We start from the raw sequence: 20,296 nt of genomic DNA on the forward strand, positions 1-20,296 counted from the left end.
CGCGTCGGGTGCGGCGGCGGATTCAGCTTGCCGTCGGAGCGGTATCGGCGCCGGGCGCCGGGGGAGCGCCGCGCGGCGTCTTGTAGCGGTTGTAGCTCCAGAGGTATTGCTCGGGGCACCGGCGGATCAGCGTTTCCATGGCGGAGTTGAGCAGCGCGGCCTGGGCTTGCGCGTCGGCGGGCAGCGGCTCGGGCACGCGCACATAGTGGATGCGCCAGCCGCGGCCATTGGGCAGCCGTTCGCCGGCGGTCAGGATGATGGGCACGTTGGTCTGCGTGGCCAGCTTGCCTGGCAGCGTCATGGTGTAGGCCATGCGCCCGAAGAACGGGGCCCACACGCCGTCGCCCACGCCGGGCGCCTGGTCGGGCAGCATGCCCACGGATTCGCCCCGGCGCAGCGCGCGCACGAATTCCCGTACGCCTTGCATGTTCGCCGGCACGGCATTGACGGCCGAGCTGTTGCGCGCCGTTTCCAGCAAGGGGGCCAGGATGTCCTTGCGCGGCGGCCGGAACATGACCGTCATGGGCATCTGGCGGGCAAGGTAGCGGGCGGTGATCTCGAAGCAGCCCAGGTGCGGCGTCAGGAACAGGATGCCGCGCTTTTCGGCGCGGGCGGCGGCGACCACGTCGTTGTCGTCCGACACCACCTGCGCCAGGCTTTCCTTATTGCGGAACCAGACCCGCGGATTCTCCAGGATCATCGCGCCGGTTTCGGCCGCCGCCCGCCGGGCGAATGCGGCGCTGGGGTAGCCGGCCTGCGCCGCATTGGCCTGCAGGCGCCGCCGGTATTTGCCGGGCCAGGCGTAGATCGCGCGCCCGGCAAGGCGCCCCAAAGCGTGCGCGACGGGGAGCGGCAGGGCGGCGAAGAGTCGGAACAGGGGAAGCAGCATTCGGCAAAAGAGTGAGAACGGGCACGGTACTGCCGGTACTCGGGGAATATGTATACACCCCGGGTGCAAGCGTAAGAACGGCATTTTCGCTTAAAATGCCTTCAGTCGCCGAGTTAACCGACAACTTGCGGGGCGACGGCAAGGGTGCAGCGCTTTGCGCGGCCATTGCCAAATCCGCTAAAGCGTCGCGCCCAGATTGGTGTATGCCATGCAAAACGGGGTGCAACGCGCCTCATGAACCTAAGAGCCGGAAATTCCGGACAAGCAAGGACGCATCTGTGGCCAACAACGATTTTCTCTTTACTTCCGAGTCCGTCTCCGAAGGGCACCCCGACAAGGTAGCCGACCAGATTTCCGACTCGATCCTCGACGCCATCTTCACCCAGGATCCCAATGCGCGCGTGGCAGCTGAAACGCTGTGCAACACGGGACTGGTCGTGCTGGCTGGCGAAATCACCACCACCGCCAACGTCGACTACATCCAGGTCGCGCGCGACACCATTCGCCGCATCGGCTACGACAACACCGAGTACGGCATCGACTACAAGGGTTGCGCGGTGCTGGTCGCTTACGACAAGCAATCGCCCGACATCGCGCAGGGCGTGGACCGCAGCTCGGAAGACTATCTGAACCAGGGTGCGGGCGACCAGGGCCTGATGTTCGGCTACGCGTGCGACGAAACGCCTGACCTGATGCCGGCTCCGATCTGGTACGCGCACCGCCTGGTGCAGCGCCAGAGCGAACTGCGCAAGGATGGCCGCCTGCCGTGGCTGCGTCCCGACGCCAAGTCGCAAGTGACGTTCCGCTATATCGACGGCCGCCCGGCGGAAGTCGACACCGTGGTGTTGTCGACCCAGCACGCGCCCGAGGTCTCGCAAGAGACCATCCGCGAAGCGGTCATCGAAGACATCATCAAGCCCAGCTTCCCCGAAGGCCTGATTACGCCGCAAACGAAGTTCCTGGTCAACCCGACCGGCCGCTTCGTCATCGGCGGCCCGCAAGGCGATTGCGGCCTGACCGGCCGCAAGATCATCGTCGACACCTACGGTGGCGCCTGCCCCCATGGCGGCGGTGCTTTCTCGGGCAAGGATCCGTCCAAGGTTGACCGTTCGGCCGCCTATGCCGCCCGCTACGTGGCCAAGAACATCGTGGCCGCCGGGCTGGCGCGCCAGTGCCAGGTGCAGGTCAGCTACGCCATCGGCGTTGCCGAACCCATCAACATCACCGTCTACACCGAAGGCACCGGCGTCATCCCCGACGACCAGATCGCCAAGCTGGTTCGCGAGCACTTCGACCTGCGTCCGAAGGGCATCGTGAACATGCTGGATCTGCTGCGCCCGATCTACGCGAAGACCGCCGCCTACGGCCACTTCGGCCGTTCGGAGCCGGAGTTCTCGTGGGAAGCCACGGACAAGATCCAGGAATTGAAGAAGTCCGTCTAAGGCGGCCTGACTCAAAAAAAAGCGCCCCTGCGGGGGCGCTTTTTGTTTCAGCGTCGGGAAGTCAGAGACCCCAGGCCGCCAGGTCGGGCAGGCGCGAGACCGGCGACAGCACCGGTTCCAGCGCCGCCGCGCAATCCAGCAGCGCGGCGTCGCAGCCCGCCGGGGCCAGCAGTTGCACGGCGCCGGGCATGCCGTCGGCGTCGAAGCCGGCCGGCAGCGCGATGGCGGCCGCGCCCAGGAAGTTGGCCGGGCGCAGCAGCTTGCCCAGGCCGGCGTGGCGTGTGTCCTCGGCATCCAGCGCTTGCGCGGCCTGGTCGCAGGCGGGCATCAGCAAGGCGTCGACGCCTTGCATGGCCTGCGCGAAAGCCGCCATGTCGGCGTGGCGGCGCAGCAGCGCGGCCTCGTAGTCGGCCTGCCTGATCCGACCGCCCGCCGCGATGCGCGCGCGCACAACCTCCCAGAGCGGCTGCGCGGGGTCTTCGGCCAGGGCGCCGTAGTAGCGATAGGCTTCATAGGCCAGCACCACCGAGTTGTCGTCGGCCATGCGGGCAAACGACAGCGATACGGGCGGATGCCAGACGGTGGGCGTGAAGCCGGCCTGCTCCAGGCGTTCCTGCGCCTGATGCCAGAGCTGCAGGCTGGCGTCGGTCAGCGGGGCGGGCCAGGCTTGCGGGGCCAGCACGGCCACGGCTCCCGGCCTGCGCGCCGCCGGTTGGCGCAGCGCGGTGAAGCAGGCGGCGGGCAGCGCCAGCGTGGCGGTGTCGTCGACGTCCGGGCCCGCCAGCAATTGCGACAGCAGGCGGGCGTCCGCGACGTTGCGCGAGATGGGGCCCAGCACGTCCAGCGTGTCCGACAGCGGCAGGCAGCCGGCGCGGCTGATGAGGCCGGTCGACGGCTTGTAGCCGACCACGCCGTTCAGCGCCGCCGGCGCGCGCACGGACCCGCCGGTGTCGCCGCCCAGCGCCAGCGGCGCCAGTCCCGCCGCGACGGCCACGCCCGAGCCGCTGGAAGATCCGCCCGGCGCACGCGCCGTCCTGGCATCCCAGGGGTTGCGCGCCGTGCCCTGAGTCGGGTTCTGGCCGGACAGGCCGAACGCGAATTCGGTCATGCGCGTCTTGCCCAGGATGACCATGCCTTGCGCCGCCAGTCCGCGCACGGCGGCGGCGGTGCGGGTGCTGACGGCGCCGTGGCGGCTCTGCGATCCGCCGCTGGCCGTGGTGCCTTCCCAGTGGATGCTGTCTTTCACCGCCACCGGCACGCCATGCAAGGGACCCATGAAGATGCCCGCATCCCGCAAGCGGTCCGCGGCCTCGGCCTGCGCCAGCGCGCGTTCCGCAGTGACCTCGCTGTAGGCGGCCAGCGCGGGGGCGCGCTCGATGCGGTCCAGGAAGTGCAGGGTGACCTGGCGCGAGCTCAGTTCACGTAGTCGGATGGCGCGCGCCAGTTCGCGGGCGTCTTGGAAATGCAGGGCGATGTCTTGGGTCGGCATGGGGCAGCGTTGTCGTTTACTTCAGGACCTGGCCACGGGTCTCGGGCATGCGGATGAAGGTGATCAGGGTGATCACGGCGCCCGCCAGCACGTAATAGAAGAACCAGCGTTCCATGCCCCTGCTTTGCAGCCAGGTCAGCAGATAGGGCGTGGTGCCGCCCAGCAGCGCCACGACCAGGTTGTACGGGGTGCCGATGCCGACGGCGCGCACGCTGGTGGGGAACTGCTCGGACATGATGGCGGGTGCGATCGAGGTGTACATGGCATACAGCACCAGCCCGAAAAGCTCCACTGCCAGGATCGAGCCGAAGGACGGGCCCAGCGTGGTCATCAGCGGGTAGAAGAAGACCAGGTAGCCGGCGGCGAAGACAATCAGCTGCGGCTTGCGGCCGATGCGGTCGGACAGCATGCCGAACAGCGGCTGCACCAGCATGAACACAATCAGCGCCACGGTGTTGGCGGCAAATGCCACCTGCGGGTCGGCCTTCACCTGGCGGATGGCATAGGTGGGCACGTACGCCACGAAGATATAGAACGCAAAGGTGGTGAGGATCGAGAAGCCCACGATGCGCAGCACTTCGCGCGGGTGGTCGCGCAGCAGGGTGCGCAGCGGCTGCTTTTCGACGCCGGCCTTCTTGGCGTGCGAAAACGCTTCGGTTTCCGGGATCGAGCGGCGGATCCACATGCCGGCCAGGCCGCCGAACGCGCCGATCAGGAACGGAATGCGCCAGCCCCAGGAGGCCATGTCGGCCTTGGTCAGGGTCGACGTCAGGATCCAGCCCACGGCGGACGCGGCCAGGATGCCGACGGCGGCGCTGAAGAAGACGAAGCTGGAATAGAAGCCGCGCTTGTTGGGCGGGGCCATTTCCGCCAGGAAGGTCGTGGCCGAGGCATACTCTCCGCCCAGGGACAGGCCTTGCAGCAGGCGGGCCGCGGTCAGCAGCAGCGGGGCGGCCAGGCCGATGGTGGCGTAGGTGGGGGTGATGGCGATGATGAGGGAACCGCCCGCCATCATCAGGATCGTCAGGCCCAGCGCGGCTTTGCGGCCGTAGCGGTCGGAGAAGATGCCGAGCACCCATCCGCCCACCGGGCGCATGAAGAAGCCCACGGCGAAAATGCCGAAGGTCGCCAGCAAGGCGGTGGTTTCGTTGCCGTCCGGGAAGAACTGGCTGGAAAAGAAGATGGCGAAGGAGGCATAGATGGTCCAATCGAACCATTCGACCGCATTGCCTACACTACCGGCCAGAATCGTGCGGGCGCGGGAAACTGGCGCGACGCTTGCCCCTTGCGCCTGGCGCAAGGTTGCGGATGTGCTGCTCATGACGTCCTCAAATAAGAATTTATTTTTGGTCAAAAAGACCGTTTAATTTTATGTTTTCCTCAATGCGCGAACGTTAGATTAATGGATATGGTCACGTCAAGTAAGGGTAACCCCCTAAACGGGGCACTGGATGACACCGATCTGGCCTGCCTGATCGCGTTGCAGGCGCAGCCGCGCGCTTCCTGGCGCGAGCTGGGTGCGGCGACCGGCATCGCCGAACGAACCGTCGCCCGGCGCATCAAGCGCCTGATGGAGACCGACGCGCTGCGCGTCATCGCCGAGCCGGACCCGCTGGTCACCGGCCGGGGTGTGGTGCTGCACGCCTGGGTGCGCTGCAGGTCGGGCCGGGTGCCGGACGTGGCCGAGCAATTGGCGCGGCTGGACATCAGTCAGCTTGTGGTGACGCTTGCCGGTTCGGCCGACCTGATGGCCGAGCTGACGCTGGCGGACGCCGCCGACATGCCGGACGTGGTGACGCATGTGCTGCCGTCGATAGATGGAGTGGAACATGTCGAGGCGCGGCTGGTGCTGCGGCCGTTCCGGCGCGCCGGCCAGTGGCGCATCCAGGCGCAGCCGGACGCCGCGGCCGAGGCGCCGCTGCTGCAGCCGCCGGCGGCCCTGACCGAACCCGAGCAGCGCATGGTGACGCACCTGATGCGCGACGGGCGCGCCAGCCTGGCCGAACTGGCCGAGCAGGCCAGCGTAAGCGAACCCACGGCGCATCGCCTGCTGCAGAACCTGGTGGAACGCCGCGCGCTGAGCTTTCGCGTGGAAGTCGAGCCGGCGCTGGTCGGCTTCCCGGTCGAAGCCGTGATCTCGGTGCAGGTGCGCCCGCAGACGGTGGATGCGCTGGCCGCGCATCTGGCGCTGGATCCGAATACGCGCTGCCTGTTCGGCACCAGCGGCGCCTCGCAGCTGTTCTGGCACGTGCTGTGCCGCGACAGCCTGCATTTATGGGACGTGGTGACGCGCCGTCTGGGTGAGCTGGACGGCGTGCTCAACAGCGAGGTCGGCGTGGTGATGCGCGCGCACAAGCGTTGCGGCATTGTGCGCGCGGGCGCGCGGCTGGGCCCGGAGGCCGTCTAGAGGCTGGGCGCACAGGTGGGCGCCCACCTGTGCGCCCACCTGTGCGCGTATCTATGCGCCCGCTTATGCGCCCGCTTATGCGTCCACCTATGCGCCCAGGTACGCACGGGCCAGGGCCCCATCCTGCGCGATTTCGGCCGCGGTGCCGTGCGCGGCGACGCGGCCCGATTCCAGCACATAGGCGCGGTCGGCCAGGGACAGCGCCAGCGCCGCCATCTGGTCCACCAGCAGGATGGTCATGGATTCCGCGCGCAGCCGGTCCAGGGCCTCGAACAACTCGTCGATGATCTTCGGAGCCAGGCCCAGCGACGGCTCATCCAGCAGCAGGATGACGGGCTTGGACATCAGCCCGCGCGCAATCGCCAGCATCTGCTGCTCGCCGCCGGACAACAGGCCGGCGCGCTGGTGCAGGCGTTCACGCAGCCGCGGGAAACGCGTGAGCATTTCCTCCACCCGTTCGTCGCGGTCCTGCGGATGCAGGAATGCGCCCAGGCGGATGTTGTCCAGCACGCTCAAGCCCGGAAATACCTGGCGGCCTTCGGGCACCAGCACCAGGCCGCGCGCCACGATGCGGTCGGCGGCCAGGCCGTGCAGTTCCTGCCCCTGCAGATGCATGCCGCCCTGGGCGGGCCGGTGCAGCCCGGCCAGCGTGCGCATCAGCGTCGACTTGCCCGCGCCGTTGGCGCCCAAGAGCGCCACCATTTCGCCCTGTCTGACCTGCAGGTCGATGCCGTGCAGCACCGGGTTGGCGCCATAGCCGGTGGTGAGATTGCCCACGCCCAGCACTTCGGGCGGCAAGGCCCCGCCCGCTGGCCGGGTCCGGGCGGCGGGGGCGCGGCGGGCCGCCTCATCGCCCAGATAGGCCTGGCGCACGGCCGGGGATTGCTGGATCTCGGCCACACTGCCCTGCGCCAGTTCACGGCCGGCGTCGATCGCGACGATGTGGTCGGACACGCCCATCACCAGCGTCATGTCGTGCTCCACCAGCAGGACGCCCGCGCCGGCCTCGGCGATGCGCCGCAGCAGCCCCGCCAGACGCGTCTTGTCTTCGCGCGAGAGGCCGGCCGCGGGTTCGTCCATCAACAGGATGTCGGCGTCGGTGGCGAGCGCGCGCGCTATCTCCACCAGCCGCCGGTCCACATGGGGCAGGTCGGCCGCGGGCACGTCGAGCGCGCCTTCGTAGCCGCAGAATGCCAGCAGGGCCCGTGCACGTTCGCGCACGTCGGCGGCGAGGTAGCGGCGCGAGGCCAGCAGGCCGCCCAGGCGGCCGCGCAGCATGCCCAGCGCGACGTTGTCTTCGACGCTCAGGGTGTCGAACAGCTGCGAGGTCTGATAGGTGCGGGCGATGCCGCTGCGCGCCACCCGATGGGCCGGCAGCGCGGCCAGCGCCCGGTCGCCCAGCGCCACGGCGCCGCTGGTCGGCTGGTAGTAGCCGCTAAGCATATTGATGACGGTGGACTTGCCCGCGCCGTTGGGTCCGATCAGGGCGGTCACGGCGGCGGGCGGCACGGTGAAAGACACCGCCTGCACCGCGCGCACGCCGCCGAACGTCATGGTCAGCGCATCCGCCCGCAATATCCGGCGCGGCCGGCCGCTGGCGGGCATGGCGCCGCGGCGGGGGGCAAGCACGTGGCTGTCCGCGCCGCGCCGCCAGCGCGCCAGCAGTCCCGCAGCGCCCTCGGGCGCGGCCCACAGCACCACCAGCAGGAAGGCGCCGAAGAACAGCAGCCGGTACTCCTCCAGGCTGGACAGCATCTCCGGCAGCAGGCCCACCACCACCGCGCCAAGCAAGGGACCCATGAGCGAACCGGCGCCGCCGATCGTCACGGCCAGCACGAACAGGATGGACTGCATGAAGTTGAAGTTGTGGGGGGTGATCATGCCGGCCTGCGGGGCGTAGAGCCCGCCCGCCAGGCCGACCACGGCGGCCGACACCATGAATGCCGCGGCCTTGACCGTCAGCGGGTTGATGCCGATGGATTCGCTGGCCGTCTCGCTGTCCTTGACCGCGCGCATGGCGGCGCCCCAGGTGCCGCGCGACAGCAGGGCGTAGCCTGCCAGCGCGGCGAACACGGCTACGATGGCCAGCATGGCCACGCCGCGATCGCCACCGATGCCGCCGAGCGAGGGCTGCGCGATGCCCATCAGGCCGTTCTGTCCGCCCGTGACCGATCCGCCTTCGATCAGCGCGTGCTCGACGATGAAGCCGAAGGCGATGGTGATCATCGCCAGGTACGGACCCTTCACCCGCAAGGCCGGCACGGCCAGCAGCAGGCCGAAGGCGGCGCAAACCAGCGCGGCGGCCGGCCAGGCCAGCCAGAAGCTCCAGCCGGCCTGGCCGGTGAGGATCGCCACCGTGTAGGCGCCGATGGCATAAAAGCCTGCGTGGCCGAACGACATCTGGCCGGTCAGGCCCAGCAGCACGTTCAGTCCGATGCCGGCCAGCGCCAGCAGCGCTACGTTGCCCAGCACGAACACGTAATAGCCGTTGACCGTGGCGGCCAGCGCCAAAGCGGCGGCGGCCAGCAGGGCGTAGAGCGCCAGGGGCAGCCAGCGCGTTGCAATTCGCTTGTTCATCAGACCTTCCTCACATCGGCGCGCCCGAACAGGCCATTGGGGAGCACGGCCAACATGACGATCACCAGCGTGAAGCTGATGATCTGGGTGTAGCCGGAGCCCAGGGCCACGGTGATCAGCGCTTCGACCACGCCGAACAGCAGGCCCGCGATCATCACGCCCCAGGCGCTGGTGATGCCGCCCAGGATGGCGACCACGTAGGCCTTGAGACCGAAGAGGGTGCCCATGTCGGCCTGCACGTTGAACAGCGGCGCGACCAGCGCGCCGGCCACGCCGGCAAACAGCGTCGATACGGCGAAGGCGGCCATGATGGCGCGGCGCACGGGGATGCCCATCAGCCGCGCCGCGCCCGGGTTCTGCACCACCGCCAGCAGCGCCACGCCCCAGCGGGTGCGGCGCGACAGCGCATGCAGCGCGGCGGCCAGCGCCAGGCCGACCAGCGGGATCAGCAATTGCAGCGGGTAGATGCCCAGGGCCAGCCCGCCGATCTCCAGCGGCGCTTGCGCCAGCGGCGAAGGCAGGCTGCGCGGCTCCTTGCCAAAGGTGAACATCACCACGTTGTCCAGCACGATCCCCAGCGCCACCGTGGACATGAGCCAGGCATTGGAGCCGCGGCTGGCGAAGGGCCGTACCGCCAGCCGCTCGACCGCCAGGCCGTAGAGCGCGCATAGCGCCAGCGCCAGCGGCAGGGCGGCCACCAGCGGCCAGCCCAGCGTTTGGGCGAACGTGTAGGTCAGCACGGCGCCCAGCATCATGGAACTGCCCTGGGCGAAATTCACCGTGCCCGATACGGCGTAGGTCAGGTAAAAGCCCAGGGCCATCAGCCCGTACATGCTTCCCAGACCCAGGCCGCTGACGATGGCGGACATCAACAACATGCGCGTCTCCCGCGTGATCCGGCCGGTTTACTGCCCGCCCTTGACGGGCAGGATGCGGTTGTCGATGAACTGCGTCCACACGTAGTCGTCCTCGCGCAGCGCGTCGTGCGAGGCCGGCGTGAAAGGCTGTTCGTAGGTCTTGATCAGGCCCTCGTACTTGCCGATCTTGTAGAAGCCCTGGCGCACCGCGTCACCGTCGGTGGAGCCCGCCTGCGCGATGGCCAGCGCGGCCAGCTGCATGCCGTCGTAGGCATTGGCCACGCCCACGGCGGGCGTGATGTCCTGCGGGCCCTTGATGTCGGAGTACTTGGTCTTGAGCGCCTGCATGACCTTGTCGCCCACCGGTCCCTGCTTGCCGAAGAAGCTGTAGGTTTGCACGAAGTGCACGTTCTTGGCGTTGGGGCCGGCCAGCTCCGTGAAGCGGCCGCCGGCGGGACCCCAGTGCGACACGATAGGCACCTTCCAGCCCATGCGGTCCAGCGATTTCACGACCTGGGCCGACGGGCCCACGTTGCCGACCAGGAACAGCGTGTCGGCGCCCGCGGCCTTCAGGCGGCTCAGCTGGGGCACGATGTCCAGGTCATTGGGTTGGAATTTCTCGACCCCGGCGGGCGCGACCTTGGCGGCCGCCAGCGCGGCGTTCAGGCCTTTTTCATTGGATTCGCCCCAGGGGTTGTTCACCAGGATCATGCCGGGCTTGGCGCTCTGGAAGGTCTTTTGCGCGTACTGCACCATCGCGCTGTCGACGATTTCGTCCATGGCGGAAACGCGGAACACGAAGTTGGGATTGCCATTGTTCTGCGTGATGGCCGTGCCGGCCGCCCACGGACCCATGAAGGGCACTTTTTCCTGGTTCACGATCGGCACGATGGCCATCGAGACCGGCGTGTCCAGGCCGCCGAACAGCACCGCCACCTTTTCCTTGTAGATCAGCTCGCGCGCCGCGGCCATCCCCTTGGCGGGATTGCCCTCGTCGTCGCGCCGCACCAGCACGACCTGGCGGCCGCCCAGCAGGCCGCCGCGGGCATTGATCTCATCGATGGCCACGGTCATGCCGCGCGTCAGCGCCTCGCCGGCGCGCGCGGATTCTCCGGACAGCGCAGTGATCAGGCCGATCTTGATGGGGTCCGCGGCCAGCGCCGGTTGGGCGGCGAGGCCCGCGGCGAAGAGGGCGGCGGCGGTTGCGCGGAGCATGAAGGAACGACGGGTCGGGGTCATCAGGCACTCCTGGAAAAAGTGGAATGAATCTTGCATGGGGTTAAGTGCTGCTCCGGCTACCCATGCAAGATCCATGCCACCTGATCGGACCCGCCCGCCTGATGGCGATACTGCCCCGCCACGGCAGGGCGGGCGGGGATACGGCGCAGTTTCGCTACGGCTTGTTCACATCGGAAATAAATTTTGTAGTCAAAGCATCGGCCGTTTTGTTCACAATCATGCATCGGGATTTGCACCAAAATGAATCCATCCTCGCTTCAAAGCACTAAACCGGGGCGCGACGACGGGTCCGCCTGGACTCCGCCTCCCCTGGCCTGCCATGGCCGCTTTCCGTACCAGCCGATAGCCGGGCGGGCGGACTACACCTGGCCCAATGGCGCCCGCCTGGCGGTGTACCTGGGCTTCAATATCGAGCACTTCGCATTCGGGGAAGGATTGGGCGCGGAACTGGGTCCGGCGTCGCCGCACCCTGACGTGCTCAATTACGCCTGGCGCGAATACGGCAACCGGGTGGGCGCGTGGCGCTGCCTGGAATTGTTCGACGAGTTGCGCCTGCCGGCCGGCGTGCTGATCAACACCGCGCTGTACGAGCACTGCCCGGAGCTGGTGGATGCCTGCCTGGCGCGCGGCGACGAACTGATCGGGCACGGCTACAGCAATGCGCACCGGCAGGGCGGCCTGCCCGAGGCCGAGGAAAGGGCGCTGCTCGGGCATTGCCGCGACCGCATCCTGCGGCACGCCGGCAGCGGGCCCGCCGGCTGGCTGTCACCCTGGATCTCGGAGAGCCGCGCCACCCCCGACCTGCTGGCCGAGGCGGGCTACCGCTATACGTTGAACTGGTGCCACGACGACCAGCCCATGCGCATGCGCACCCGCGCGGGCGACCTGTGGGCGATTCCGTATCCGCAGGAGCTCAACGACATTCCCATGATCATGGGCCGCAAGATGGACGCGCGCGATTTTGCCGATATGATTCTTGACCAGTTCGAGGAAATGCGCGCGCAGGCGGTCCGCCAGCCGCTGGTCATGGGCATCGCGCTGCATCCCTATATTGTCGGCCAGCCCTATCGCCTGCGGCATCTGCGTCGCGCCCTTGCGCCGCTGGCCGCCGCGCGCGACCGTGGCGAGATCTGGTTCACCACGCCTGGCGAAATCTGCCGGCATGTGGACAGCCTGCCGCCCGGCGTCATCGCCTAGCGCCTCTATCGTTCTCTCCCGTTGAACCGAGTCCCTCATGCCCACCCGTAGCCCCGCCAAACCCCGCAGCCCCCGGACCGCCCGGCCGAAGACCGCGGCCGAAACCGCGCCTGGCTTGCAGCAAGCCGCCGTTATGCCCGACGCCGACCTGGAGCGCCGCATCTGCGAAGCGGTGTATGAAAGCGTGATGAGCCAGCGCCTTACTCCCGGCACCAAACTGCCCGAGGCGGCGATCTGCGACCTGTTCGGCGTGTCGCGGTCGGTGGCGCGCAAGGCCTTGCAGCGCCTGGCGCACGAGCACGTGGTGGACCTGCACCACAACCGCGGCGCCGTGGTGGCCGAGCCCACGCCCGAAGACACGCGCCAGATATTCCAGGCGCGCCGCGCCCTGGAGGCGGCCCTGGTGCCGCTGGCGGCGGCCCGCGCCACCAAGGCCGACTACGCATCGCTGCGCAAGCAGTTGCGGGACGAGCACGCGCTGCTGCACCGGGCCGGCCAGCCCGCCTGGGCGCGGCAGGCCAGCGCATTCCACGTCCGGCTGGGCGAGCTCTCGGGCAACGCCATTCTTCATGGCTATCTGGCGGAACTGGTGTCGCGCTGCTCGCTCATCGTGGCGCTGTACGAGCCGCCCGGCAACGCGGCCTGCGAACACGGCGAACACGTGCTGATCGTCGATATGATGGAACGCGGAGACGTGGCCGAAGCCGTCAGGATCAATGACAACCACCTTGCGGACCTGGAACGGCGCATCAGCCTGGAACGCCCGCAACCCGCTCAAACCCTTGCCCAGATGCTGGGACTGGCCTGACATGGAAATCGATTTCGACGCTATTACCGAGTATCAGCGCTACAAGCTGATGGCCAGCCTGATCGTGCCCCGGCCGATCGCGCTGATCACCACCCTGTCCGAGACCGGCGTGGTCAACGCCGCGCCGTTCAGCATGTTCAACATGCTGGGCGAGGACCCGCCCATCGTGATGGTCAGCATCAACCGCCTGGAAGACGGCGGACTCAAGGACACGGCGGTCAACATCGCGCGCGACCAGGAATTCGTGGTGCACCTGACCGACGAGGCCATGGCGGAAAAGATGCACCGCTGCGGCGACCGGCTGCCGTCGGATGTCAGTGAGCTGGCGCACGCGGGCCTGGACGCCGCGCCCAGCCATCGCGTGGCGCCGCCGCGCATCGTGCAGGCGCCCGTCGCGTTCGAATGCACGCTGTTCGAAACCATGGAGACCGCCAGCCGGCAGATCTTCATCGGACAGGTGCGCTGGCTGCACGCGCGCGACGGCCTGATCGACACGGAAACCTGGCGGGTGCGCCTGCAGGACTACTTTCCGGTGGGCCGCTTCGGGGCCAGCTTCTATGTCACGACGCGCGACCGCTACGCCATCGGCGCGGACAGCGCGCCGGCGGGCGCCGCCGCCAGCACATCCATCGACGAAATCTGACGCCTTACCAGACCGTGCCGTCCGCGCCTGGCGCCCGTACATGGCGGGCGAAGCGCCGCGACAGGAAATCCACGAAGGCCAGCGTCTTGGCCGGCAGGTTCAGCCGTTCCGGATACAGCGCGTGGATGTCGGCGGGCGGGGTGCGCCAGTCGGGCAGCACCTCGCGCAGCCGGCCCGCGCGCAGGTACGCGGCGGTCTCCCATTCGGACCGCATGACGATGCCGTGGCCGTCCAGCGCCCACTCCAGCGCGCTCTGCCCGTCGTTGGAGCTCACCGGGCCGCGCACCTTCACGGTTTCCGCGCGCGCGCCCGCTTCCAGCCGCCAGGTGCCGTAGGCCACGTCGTTCTCGCGCACGACGATGCAGCGGTGGCGCTGCAGTTCGCCGGGAGTGCGCGGCTCTCCATAAGTATCCAGGTAGCGCGGCGAGGCGCACAGCAGGCGCCGGTTGGATGCGATCTTGCGCGCGGTCAGGCGCGCGTCCGGAAGGTCGCCAAACCGCACCGCCACGTCGAAGCCTTCCTCGATCAGGTTCAGCGGCCTGTCGGTCAGCCGCATCTGCACTTCCACCTCGGGGTACTGGCGGCAGAAGTCCGATACCGCCGGCACGATATGGGCGCGTCCGAATCCGAACGTCGCGTTCAGCCTCAGCAGCCCCTGCGGCTGCGCGCGCGCGCTGGAAACCGATCGCTCCAGCGCTTCCAGGTCCGCCAGGATGCGGCCGCCTTCGGCCAGATACAGCTCGCCTTCCTGCGTGACGCTGACCCGGCGGGTCGTGCGGTTCAGCAGTCGCACGCCCAGGCGCTGTTCCAGCTTGGCCAGCCGCGTGCTGACGGCCGGCGGCGTCAGCCCCAGCTCGCGCGCGGTGGCCGACAGGTTGCCGTGCTTGACCACCAGTGAAAAGAAGGCGAGATCGGAAAGCGCGTCCATGGGCTTATTTATAAATCAAATTTAACAAAGCTTTATTTTTTCCATTAATTATAAGAACTGAACCGGCCTATACACTGGACCGACCGATACAGAGCCGCCCGACGCGGCCATACGAGGAGACCAGGAAATGAAGATCAACAAAGCGGCCGGCGCATTGTGCGCGGCCATTGCCGCATCCTGTTGGGCCCATCCCGCGGCCGCCAACGCCTTTCCCGAACGCGCGGTGACGCTGGTCGTGCCGTTCGCGCCCGGCGGCAGCGTGGACATCGCCGCGCGCCTGATCTCCGACGCCTGGGGCCGGGCGCTGGGCCAGAGCGTGATCGTCGAGAACCGTGCCGGCGCCTCCGGCAACATCGGCATGGCGGCCGTGGCGCGCGCCGAGCCCAACGGCTATACGCTGGCCATCAACACCATGTCGCTGGCCATCAACCCGGCGCTCTTCAAGACCATGCCGTTCGATACGGCGAAAGACCTGCGTTCGGTGGGCACCGTGGGCACTTCCCAGCACGTGCTGACCGTGACCAATGCGCTGCCCGTGGCCTCCGTGGGAGACCTGCTGGCTTACGTGCGCGCCCGCCCCGCCAATGAGCTGAGCTTCGGTTCCGCCGGCACGGGCAGCACCTTCCACATGGCTGCGGAACTATTCAAGTCCGTGTCGAAGACGCAGATCCTGCACGTGCCGTACAAGGGCGGCGGTCCCGCCATGGTCGACACCATCAGCGGCCAGGTGCAGATGAGCTTTCCGGTGCTTTCCGCCGCCAAGCCGCAAGTCGACGGCAAGAAGCTCCGTGCGCTGGGCGTAACCGGCACGACGCGGTCGCCATTGCTGCCGGACGTGCCCACCATCGCCGAGTCGGGTTTGCCAGGCTATGAATTCAATACCTGGTTCGTCATCAGCGCGCCCGCCGGCACGCCGCAACCGGTGATAGACACGCTGAACGCCAAGCTGGGCGAAGCGCTGCGTTCACCCGAATTGACGCAACGCATGCAGAAGGAAGGTTTCGATCCCCTGGTCTCCGCGCCGGACAAGACCGACGCCATGGTGGCCGCCGAGATGACGCGGTGGTCCGGCATCGTCAAGGACGCGGGAATCGAGGCCAACTAGGGGCCTGCGAACAGGCCCGGCGGTCCGCAAGACAAGCCGCCCGCGCGCGCCGCGGGCGCATTCATCATCAAGGAAATCAGACATGCCCGGCATGACGCTATACGACAAATTGGTGGCCAGCCATGAGGTGGCCCGGATCGACGACGAGCACATCCTGCTTTACGTCGACCTGCACATCATGAACGAATACACCAGCCCGCAGGCCTTCAGCGGCCTGGCCGCGCGCGGCCGCCCGGTGCTGCGTCCCGGGCAGCAGATGGCGGTGGTGGACCACATCATTCCCACGCATCCGGTGCCGGCGGCGTTGCGCGTGATCGCCGACGACGCGTCGTCGCGGCAGGCGCTCAACCTGAAGCGCAATTGCGATGCCGCGCGCATCGCGCTGTTCGACACCACCGATCCGCTGCAGGGCATCGAACACGTCATCGCGCCGGAGCACGGCATGATCCTGCCGGGCATGGTGGTGCTGTGCGGCGACAGCCACACGACCACCTATGGGGCGCTGGGCGCACTGGGTTTCGGCATCGGGACGTCCGAGGTCGAACACATCCTGGCCACGCAAACGCTGGTCTACCGGGTGGCGCGCAACATGCGGATCCGCGTCGACGGCGTGTTGCCGGCCGGCGTGTCGGCCAAGGATCTGGTCATCTACATCGTGCATCGCATCGGCGCGCAAGGCGCGCGCGGGCATGCCGTGGAATTCTGCGGCGGGGCGATCGACGCGCTGTCCGCCGAGGCGCGCATGACCTTGTGCAACATGACGGTCGAGGCGGGCGCGCGCGCCGCGCTGATCGCGCCGGACGCCGTCACCGATGCCTATGTCGCCGCGCATGCGCCGCAGCTGCATGGCGAGGCGCTGCGACAGGCCCGCGAGTACTGGGCCACGCTGCGCACGGACGAGGACGCCGGGTTCGATATCGAGCATGCGTTCGACGCGGCCGGGATCGCGCCGTTCGTGACCTGGGGCACCAGCCCGGACCAGGCGCTGCCGGTCGACGGCACGGTTCCGGACCCGCGGGCCGAGCCCGATGCACTGGCCCGGCTGGCGCTGGAAAAGGCCATGGACTATATCGGCCTGGCCGCCGGCACGCCGATCGCCGGCCTGCCGGTCGACCGCGTGTTCATCGGTTCCTGCACCAATGGCCGCATCGAGGACCTGCGCGTGGTGGCGGAGCTGGCGCGCGGCAGGAAGGTCGCGGCCGGCGTGCGCGCGATGGTGGTGCCGGGTTCGGGCGCGGTGCGCGCGCAGGCCGAAGCGGAAGGGTTGGCGGCGGTGTTGATCGATGCGGGGTTCGAATGGCGCCAGCCCGGCTGTTCGATGTGCCTGGCCATGAACGACGACGTGCTCCGTCCCGGCGAGCGTTGCGCGTCCACCACCAACCGCAATTTTGAAGGACGCCAGGGGCGGGCAGGGCGCACGCACCTGATGAGCCCGGCAATGGCGGCCGCCGCCGCGCTGGCGGGCCGCATCGTGGACGTGCGCGAATGGGGAGATGCCAAATGAATCCAGTGATCGAAGGCGTGGCCGCGCCGCTGCCGTACTCCAACCTGGACACCGACCAGATCATGCCCAAGCAGTTCTTGCGGATCATCGACAAGGCCGGGCTGGACAAGGGACTCTTGTACGACCTGCGCTTTGACGAGCGGGGAGCGCCGCGACCGGATTGCGTGCTGAACCAGGATGCCTACGCGGGCGCCTCCATCCTGGTGGCGGGGCCGAACTTCGGCTGCGGCTCCAGCCGGGAGCACGCGGTATGGGGACTGCAGCAGTTCGGCATCCGCGCCGTGATCGCGTCGAGCTTCGGCGAGATCTTCTACTTCAACGCCCTGAACAATGGCCTGCTGCTGGTGACCTTGCCGCCCGCGGCGGTCGACGCCTTGCTCGCGCGGGTGTCCAATACGTCCGTCGCCCGCGGCAACCGCGTCGCCATCGACGTGCTGGCCGGCCAGCTGCGCGCCGCCGACGGCTGGACGGCGGGCTTTGAACTGCCCGAAAGGCATCGCCGCATGTTCGCCCAGGGACAGGACATGGTGGGCGCATCGCTCTTGCAACTGCCCGAGGTGGAGCGCTTCGAAGCGCGTCATTGGGCGCGCTTTCCCTGGATGAAAGACGTGGCGCGCCAGGTACGGGACCGGCTGGACGCCGCCTAGGGCCTGTTGACACTAAAAGGAGACTACGCCGATGACCGCCTTCTTCGACCTGCCGGTGCGCCGCATCCAGGCCAACGGCATCCAGATCGCCGCCCGCATCGAGGGCTCGGGTCCGCCCTTGCTGCTGCTGCACGGGCATCCGCAGACCAGCGCCATCTGGCACCGGGTCTGGCCGGAGCTGACGCGGCACCGCAGCTGCGTGGCCGCGGACCTGCGCGGATATGGGGACAGCGACAAGCCGGCCGCCAGCGCCGACCACTCCGCGCATTCGAAGCGGACCATGGCGGCCGATATGGCAGCCCTGATGCGCGGGCTGGGCCATGCGCGCTTCGAGGTGCTGGCGCATGACCGCGGCGCCCGGGTGGCCCACCGCCTGGCGCTGGATCATCCGGACGCCGTGAGCCGCATGATGCTGCTGGACATCGCGCCCACGCTGGACATGTACGAAGGCACCACCCGCGCCTTCGCCCAGGCCTATTTCCATTGGTTCTGGCTGATTCAGCCCGCGCCCGTCCCGGAAACCATGATAGAGCACGACCCCGTTTTCTACCTGCGCTCGGTGATGGGAGGACGGCCTGGCGGCCTGGCGCATTTCTCGGCCGAAGCCATGGCGGAATACGAACGCGCGGCACGCCTGCCCGGCTGGGCCGCCGGCATCTGCGAGGACTACCGCGCGTCCGCCACGCTGGACCTGGAGCATGACCGCGCGGGCCGCGCCGCCGGCGAGCGCCTGCGCCTGCCGGTGCGCGCGCTGTGGGGCGAACGCGGAGCAGTGGGCAGGAACTTCGACGTGCTGGCCTTGTGGCGCGCCGTGGCCGACGACGTGACGGGCGGCACGTTGCCGGGCGCGCACTATCTGGCGGAGGAAACACCGGACGCGCTGCTGGCCGAGGCCGGCGATTTCTTCGGCTGGCGCTGACCGGGCGCGGCCGCGGAGCGCCTGTGCCTGGGCTGTCAACCAAGCCACGGCGGGCGATAGGGCTATCCAAAAAGGGACATACCCCGGGTGTTAACCTTCGCCCCATGAATCGTTACTTCGCCGATCTTTCCGAATTGCCTGACCCCGAAGACGCGCAACGCGTCTTCAAAGCCACGGATTCCCCGTGCGTGGCGGTGTGCTCCACGCTGTTTGACGACATCTGCCGCGGCTGCGGTCGCACGGCCATGGAAGTCGCCAACTGGGTCTTCATGACGGAAGAGGAAAAGCGCGAAGTCTGGGTGCGCATCAAGGCGCAAGGGTATCCGCGGCGCAACAACTAGCCGCCCGCCGTCTTGGGCATGTCACATGGCGCGGGCTAAATCGCGCTATCGCCCACTTCCGGCTCCATCATGCGCATCGTTCTGGTCACGGATGCCTGGCATCCGCAAGTCAATGGCGTCGTCCGCACCTGGACGACCATGCAGCAGATCCTGGGTGAATGGGGCCACGAACTGATCGTGGTGAACCCCCAGGGCAGCCGGACCATTCCGGCGCCGTCCGAACCGGACCTGCGGCTGTGCCTGCGGCCGGGACGCCAGCTGCGCCGCATCCTGGGCGACACGGTGCCCGACGCCCTGCACATCGCCACCGAAGGCCCGCTGGGGCTGGCGGCCCGCCGGATGGCGCTGTCGCGAGGCTGGCGCTTCACCACGTCGTTCCACACGATGTTCCCCGATTACCTGCAGGCGCGCATGGGCATCCCCGCCGCCTTGCCCTGGCGCTATCTGCGCTGGTTCCACCGGCCCTCGCAATGCGTGCTGGTGCCCACTCCCACGGTCCGGGATGTCCTGGCGCGGCGCGGACTGGCGAACCTGCGGGTCTGGTCGCGCGGGGTCGATCCCCGCAAGTTCCATCCCGGCGGCCGCCAGGCGTTCGCGCATCTGTCCCGCCCGGTCTGGCTGAGCGTGGGCCGGGTGGCGCGCGAAAAGAACCTGGACGCCTTCCTGTCGCTGGACCTGCCGGGCAGCAAGGTGGTCGTGGGCGCCGGGCCCGACGAGGCCCGCCTGAAGAAGCGCTTTCCCGATGCCGTCTTCCTGGGCATGCAGCAGGACGATGCGCTGCCCGGCTTCTATGCGGCGGCCGATGTGTTCGTCTTTCCCAGCCTGACCGATACCTTCGGCCTGGTCATGCTGGAGGCCATGGCCTGCGGCACGCCGGTGGCGGCCTATCGCAGCGAGGCGCCGCTGGCGGTGGTGGAGCAGGGCGTCACGGGCTGCCTGGACGACGATCTGGCCCACGCCTGCCGGGCGGCGTTGCCGCTGGACCGCCACGCCGTGCGCGCGCACGCGCTGACGCGCAGCTGGGATTCGGTGGCCTCCGACCTGCTGGCCTCGCTGGTCCCCCTGACGCAGGGGAGTTCGCAGGGGGCGGCCGGCGCATGGGCGCCCACTCCCTGACACAGTCTGTGGCATCCAAGGGTAATTACCCCAATTGGCGCGCCAACCTTGTACAATGCCCGGCAATCCTGAGGAGCGTTGCGACGACCCTGCGGCTCCCTTCATGCGGAACCCGGCTCGCCAGGCTCAGGAATCCTTGTTCAAGTGCCGCGCCCAGCGCGTCGCTGCAGCAACGGCGCTCACCTTTG

At 68.4% G+C, this 20,296-nt stretch carries 18 protein-coding genes and 1 riboswitch; of the genes, 11 read left to right on the forward strand and 7 right to left on the reverse strand.

From position 1 onward, the window contains the following. Positions 1-22: 22 nt before the first annotated feature. Positions 23-889, reverse strand: a complete 867-nt coding sequence (locus HLG70_RS22755) for a lysophospholipid acyltransferase family protein (protein ID WP_171666952.1) — start codon at positions 887-889, stop codon at positions 23-25. A 278-nt stretch (positions 890-1,167) separates the two neighbouring features. Here HLG70_RS22755 and metK point away from each other — a divergent pair, with 278 nt between their 5' ends. Next, the gene (metK, locus tag HLG70_RS22760) at positions 1,168-2,331 is read left to right on the forward strand and encodes a methionine adenosyltransferase (RefSeq protein ID WP_171666951.1); all 1,164 of its coding nucleotides are present in this window, start codon (positions 1,168-1,170) and stop codon (positions 2,329-2,331) included. Between the two features lie 61 nt (positions 2,332-2,392). Here metK and HLG70_RS22765 read toward each other — a convergent pair whose 3' ends face one another. Together HLG70_RS22765 and HLG70_RS22770 are read right to left on the reverse strand one after the other, a co-directional pair. Next, positions 2,393-3,820, reverse strand: a complete 1,428-nt coding sequence (locus tag HLG70_RS22765) for an amidase (protein WP_171666950.1) — start codon at positions 3,818-3,820, stop codon at positions 2,393-2,395. 16 nt (positions 3,821-3,836) lie between these two features. Next, positions 3,837-5,141, reverse strand: a complete 1,305-nt coding sequence (locus HLG70_RS22770; protein WP_171666949.1) for an MFS transporter — start codon at positions 5,139-5,141, stop codon at positions 3,837-3,839. 81 nt (positions 5,142-5,222) lie between these two features. On the opposite strand from HLG70_RS22770, the gene HLG70_RS22775 reads away from it, so the two are divergent. Further along, positions 5,223-6,227: an Lrp/AsnC family transcriptional regulator gene (locus HLG70_RS22775; RefSeq protein ID WP_171666948.1), complete on the forward strand. Its 1,005-nt coding sequence runs from the start codon at positions 5,223-5,225 to the stop codon at positions 6,225-6,227. 87 nt (positions 6,228-6,314) lie between these two features. Here the strand turns inward: HLG70_RS22775 and HLG70_RS22780 are convergent, their stop codons facing one another. From HLG70_RS22780 to HLG70_RS22790, 3 genes are read right to left on the reverse strand one after another with little or no spacing between them, the layout of a single operon-like run. Beyond that, on the reverse strand, positions 6,315-8,804 hold the full coding sequence (locus HLG70_RS22780; protein ID WP_171666947.1) for a branched-chain amino acid ABC transporter ATP-binding protein/permease: 2,490 nt from the start codon (positions 8,802-8,804) through the stop codon (positions 6,315-6,317). Beyond that, complete coding sequence (locus tag HLG70_RS22785) at positions 8,804-9,682, reverse strand: branched-chain amino acid ABC transporter permease (protein ID WP_171666946.1); 879 nt, start codon at positions 9,680-9,682, stop codon at positions 8,804-8,806. The genes HLG70_RS22780 and HLG70_RS22785 overlap by 1 nt, the downstream gene beginning before the upstream one ends. A gap of 27 nt (positions 9,683-9,709) precedes the next feature. After that, a complete protein-coding gene (locus HLG70_RS22790) occupies positions 9,710-10,900 on the reverse strand; it encodes an ABC transporter substrate-binding protein (RefSeq protein WP_171666945.1) in 1,191 nt (396 codons plus the stop codon). Positions 10,901-11,140: 240 nt separating this feature from the next. Here HLG70_RS22790 and HLG70_RS22795 point away from each other — a divergent pair, with 240 nt between their 5' ends. The 3 genes from HLG70_RS22795 to HLG70_RS22805 are packed head-to-tail and all read left to right on the forward strand — an operon-like array spanning position 11,141 to position 13,548. Next, positions 11,141-12,097, forward strand: a complete 957-nt coding sequence (locus HLG70_RS22795; RefSeq protein WP_171666944.1) for a polysaccharide deacetylase family protein — start codon at positions 11,141-11,143, stop codon at positions 12,095-12,097. A 37-nt stretch (positions 12,098-12,134) separates the two neighbouring features. Next, positions 12,135-12,905, forward strand: a complete 771-nt coding sequence (locus HLG70_RS22800; RefSeq protein ID WP_171666943.1) for a GntR family transcriptional regulator — start codon at positions 12,135-12,137, stop codon at positions 12,903-12,905. 1 nt (position 12,906) lies between these two features. Then, positions 12,907-13,548, forward strand: coding sequence for a flavin reductase family protein (locus tag HLG70_RS22805; RefSeq protein WP_171666942.1), 642 nt, complete (start codon positions 12,907-12,909; stop codon positions 13,546-13,548). A 4-nt stretch (positions 13,549-13,552) separates the two neighbouring features. On the opposite strand, the gene HLG70_RS22810 is transcribed toward HLG70_RS22805, so the two are convergent. Continuing rightward, on the reverse strand, positions 13,553-14,476 hold the full coding sequence (locus HLG70_RS22810) for a LysR family transcriptional regulator (protein ID WP_171666941.1): 924 nt from the start codon (positions 14,474-14,476) through the stop codon (positions 13,553-13,555). Positions 14,477-14,603: 127 nt separating this feature from the next. On the opposite strand from HLG70_RS22810, the gene HLG70_RS22815 reads away from it, so the two are divergent. The 6 genes from HLG70_RS22815 to HLG70_RS22840 all read left to right on the forward strand — a co-directional run bounded on the left by HLG70_RS22815 (position 14,604) and on the right by HLG70_RS22840 (position 20,108). Beyond that, entirely contained in the window at positions 14,604-15,581 is a 978-nt protein-coding gene (locus HLG70_RS22815) for a tripartite tricarboxylate transporter substrate binding protein (RefSeq protein WP_171666940.1), read from the forward strand. Between the two features lie 82 nt (positions 15,582-15,663). Further along, on the forward strand, positions 15,664-17,085 hold the full coding sequence (gene leuC / locus HLG70_RS22820) for a 3-isopropylmalate dehydratase large subunit (protein WP_171666939.1): 1,422 nt from the start codon (positions 15,664-15,666) through the stop codon (positions 17,083-17,085). Next, positions 17,082-17,732 (forward strand): 3-isopropylmalate dehydratase small subunit, encoded by a 651-nt coding sequence (gene leuD / locus HLG70_RS22825; protein ID WP_171666938.1) that lies wholly within the window; start codon positions 17,082-17,084, stop codon positions 17,730-17,732. The genes leuC and leuD overlap by 4 nt, the downstream gene beginning before the upstream one ends. 31 nt (positions 17,733-17,763) lie before the next feature. Next, positions 17,764-18,651, forward strand: a complete 888-nt coding sequence (locus HLG70_RS22830) for an alpha/beta fold hydrolase (RefSeq protein ID WP_171666937.1) — start codon at positions 17,764-17,766, stop codon at positions 18,649-18,651. 104 nt (positions 18,652-18,755) lie between these two features. Further along, on the forward strand, positions 18,756-18,992 hold the full coding sequence (locus HLG70_RS22835) for a DUF1289 domain-containing protein (protein ID WP_171666936.1): 237 nt from the start codon (positions 18,756-18,758) through the stop codon (positions 18,990-18,992). A gap of 69 nt (positions 18,993-19,061) precedes the next feature. After that, positions 19,062-20,108 carry a glycosyltransferase family 4 protein gene (locus HLG70_RS22840; protein WP_171666935.1) on the forward strand — a complete coding sequence of 349 codons (1,047 nt, stop codon included), beginning with the start codon at positions 19,062-19,064 and terminating at the stop codon, positions 20,106-20,108. 64 nt (positions 20,109-20,172) lie between these two features. Then, positions 20,173-20,296: riboswitch (S-adenosyl-L-homocysteine riboswitch) on the forward strand.

The sequence above is a fragment of the Achromobacter deleyi genome (assembly GCF_013116765.2).
Classification (GTDB): Bacteria; Pseudomonadota; Gammaproteobacteria; order Burkholderiales; family Burkholderiaceae_B; genus Achromobacter; species Achromobacter deleyi_A.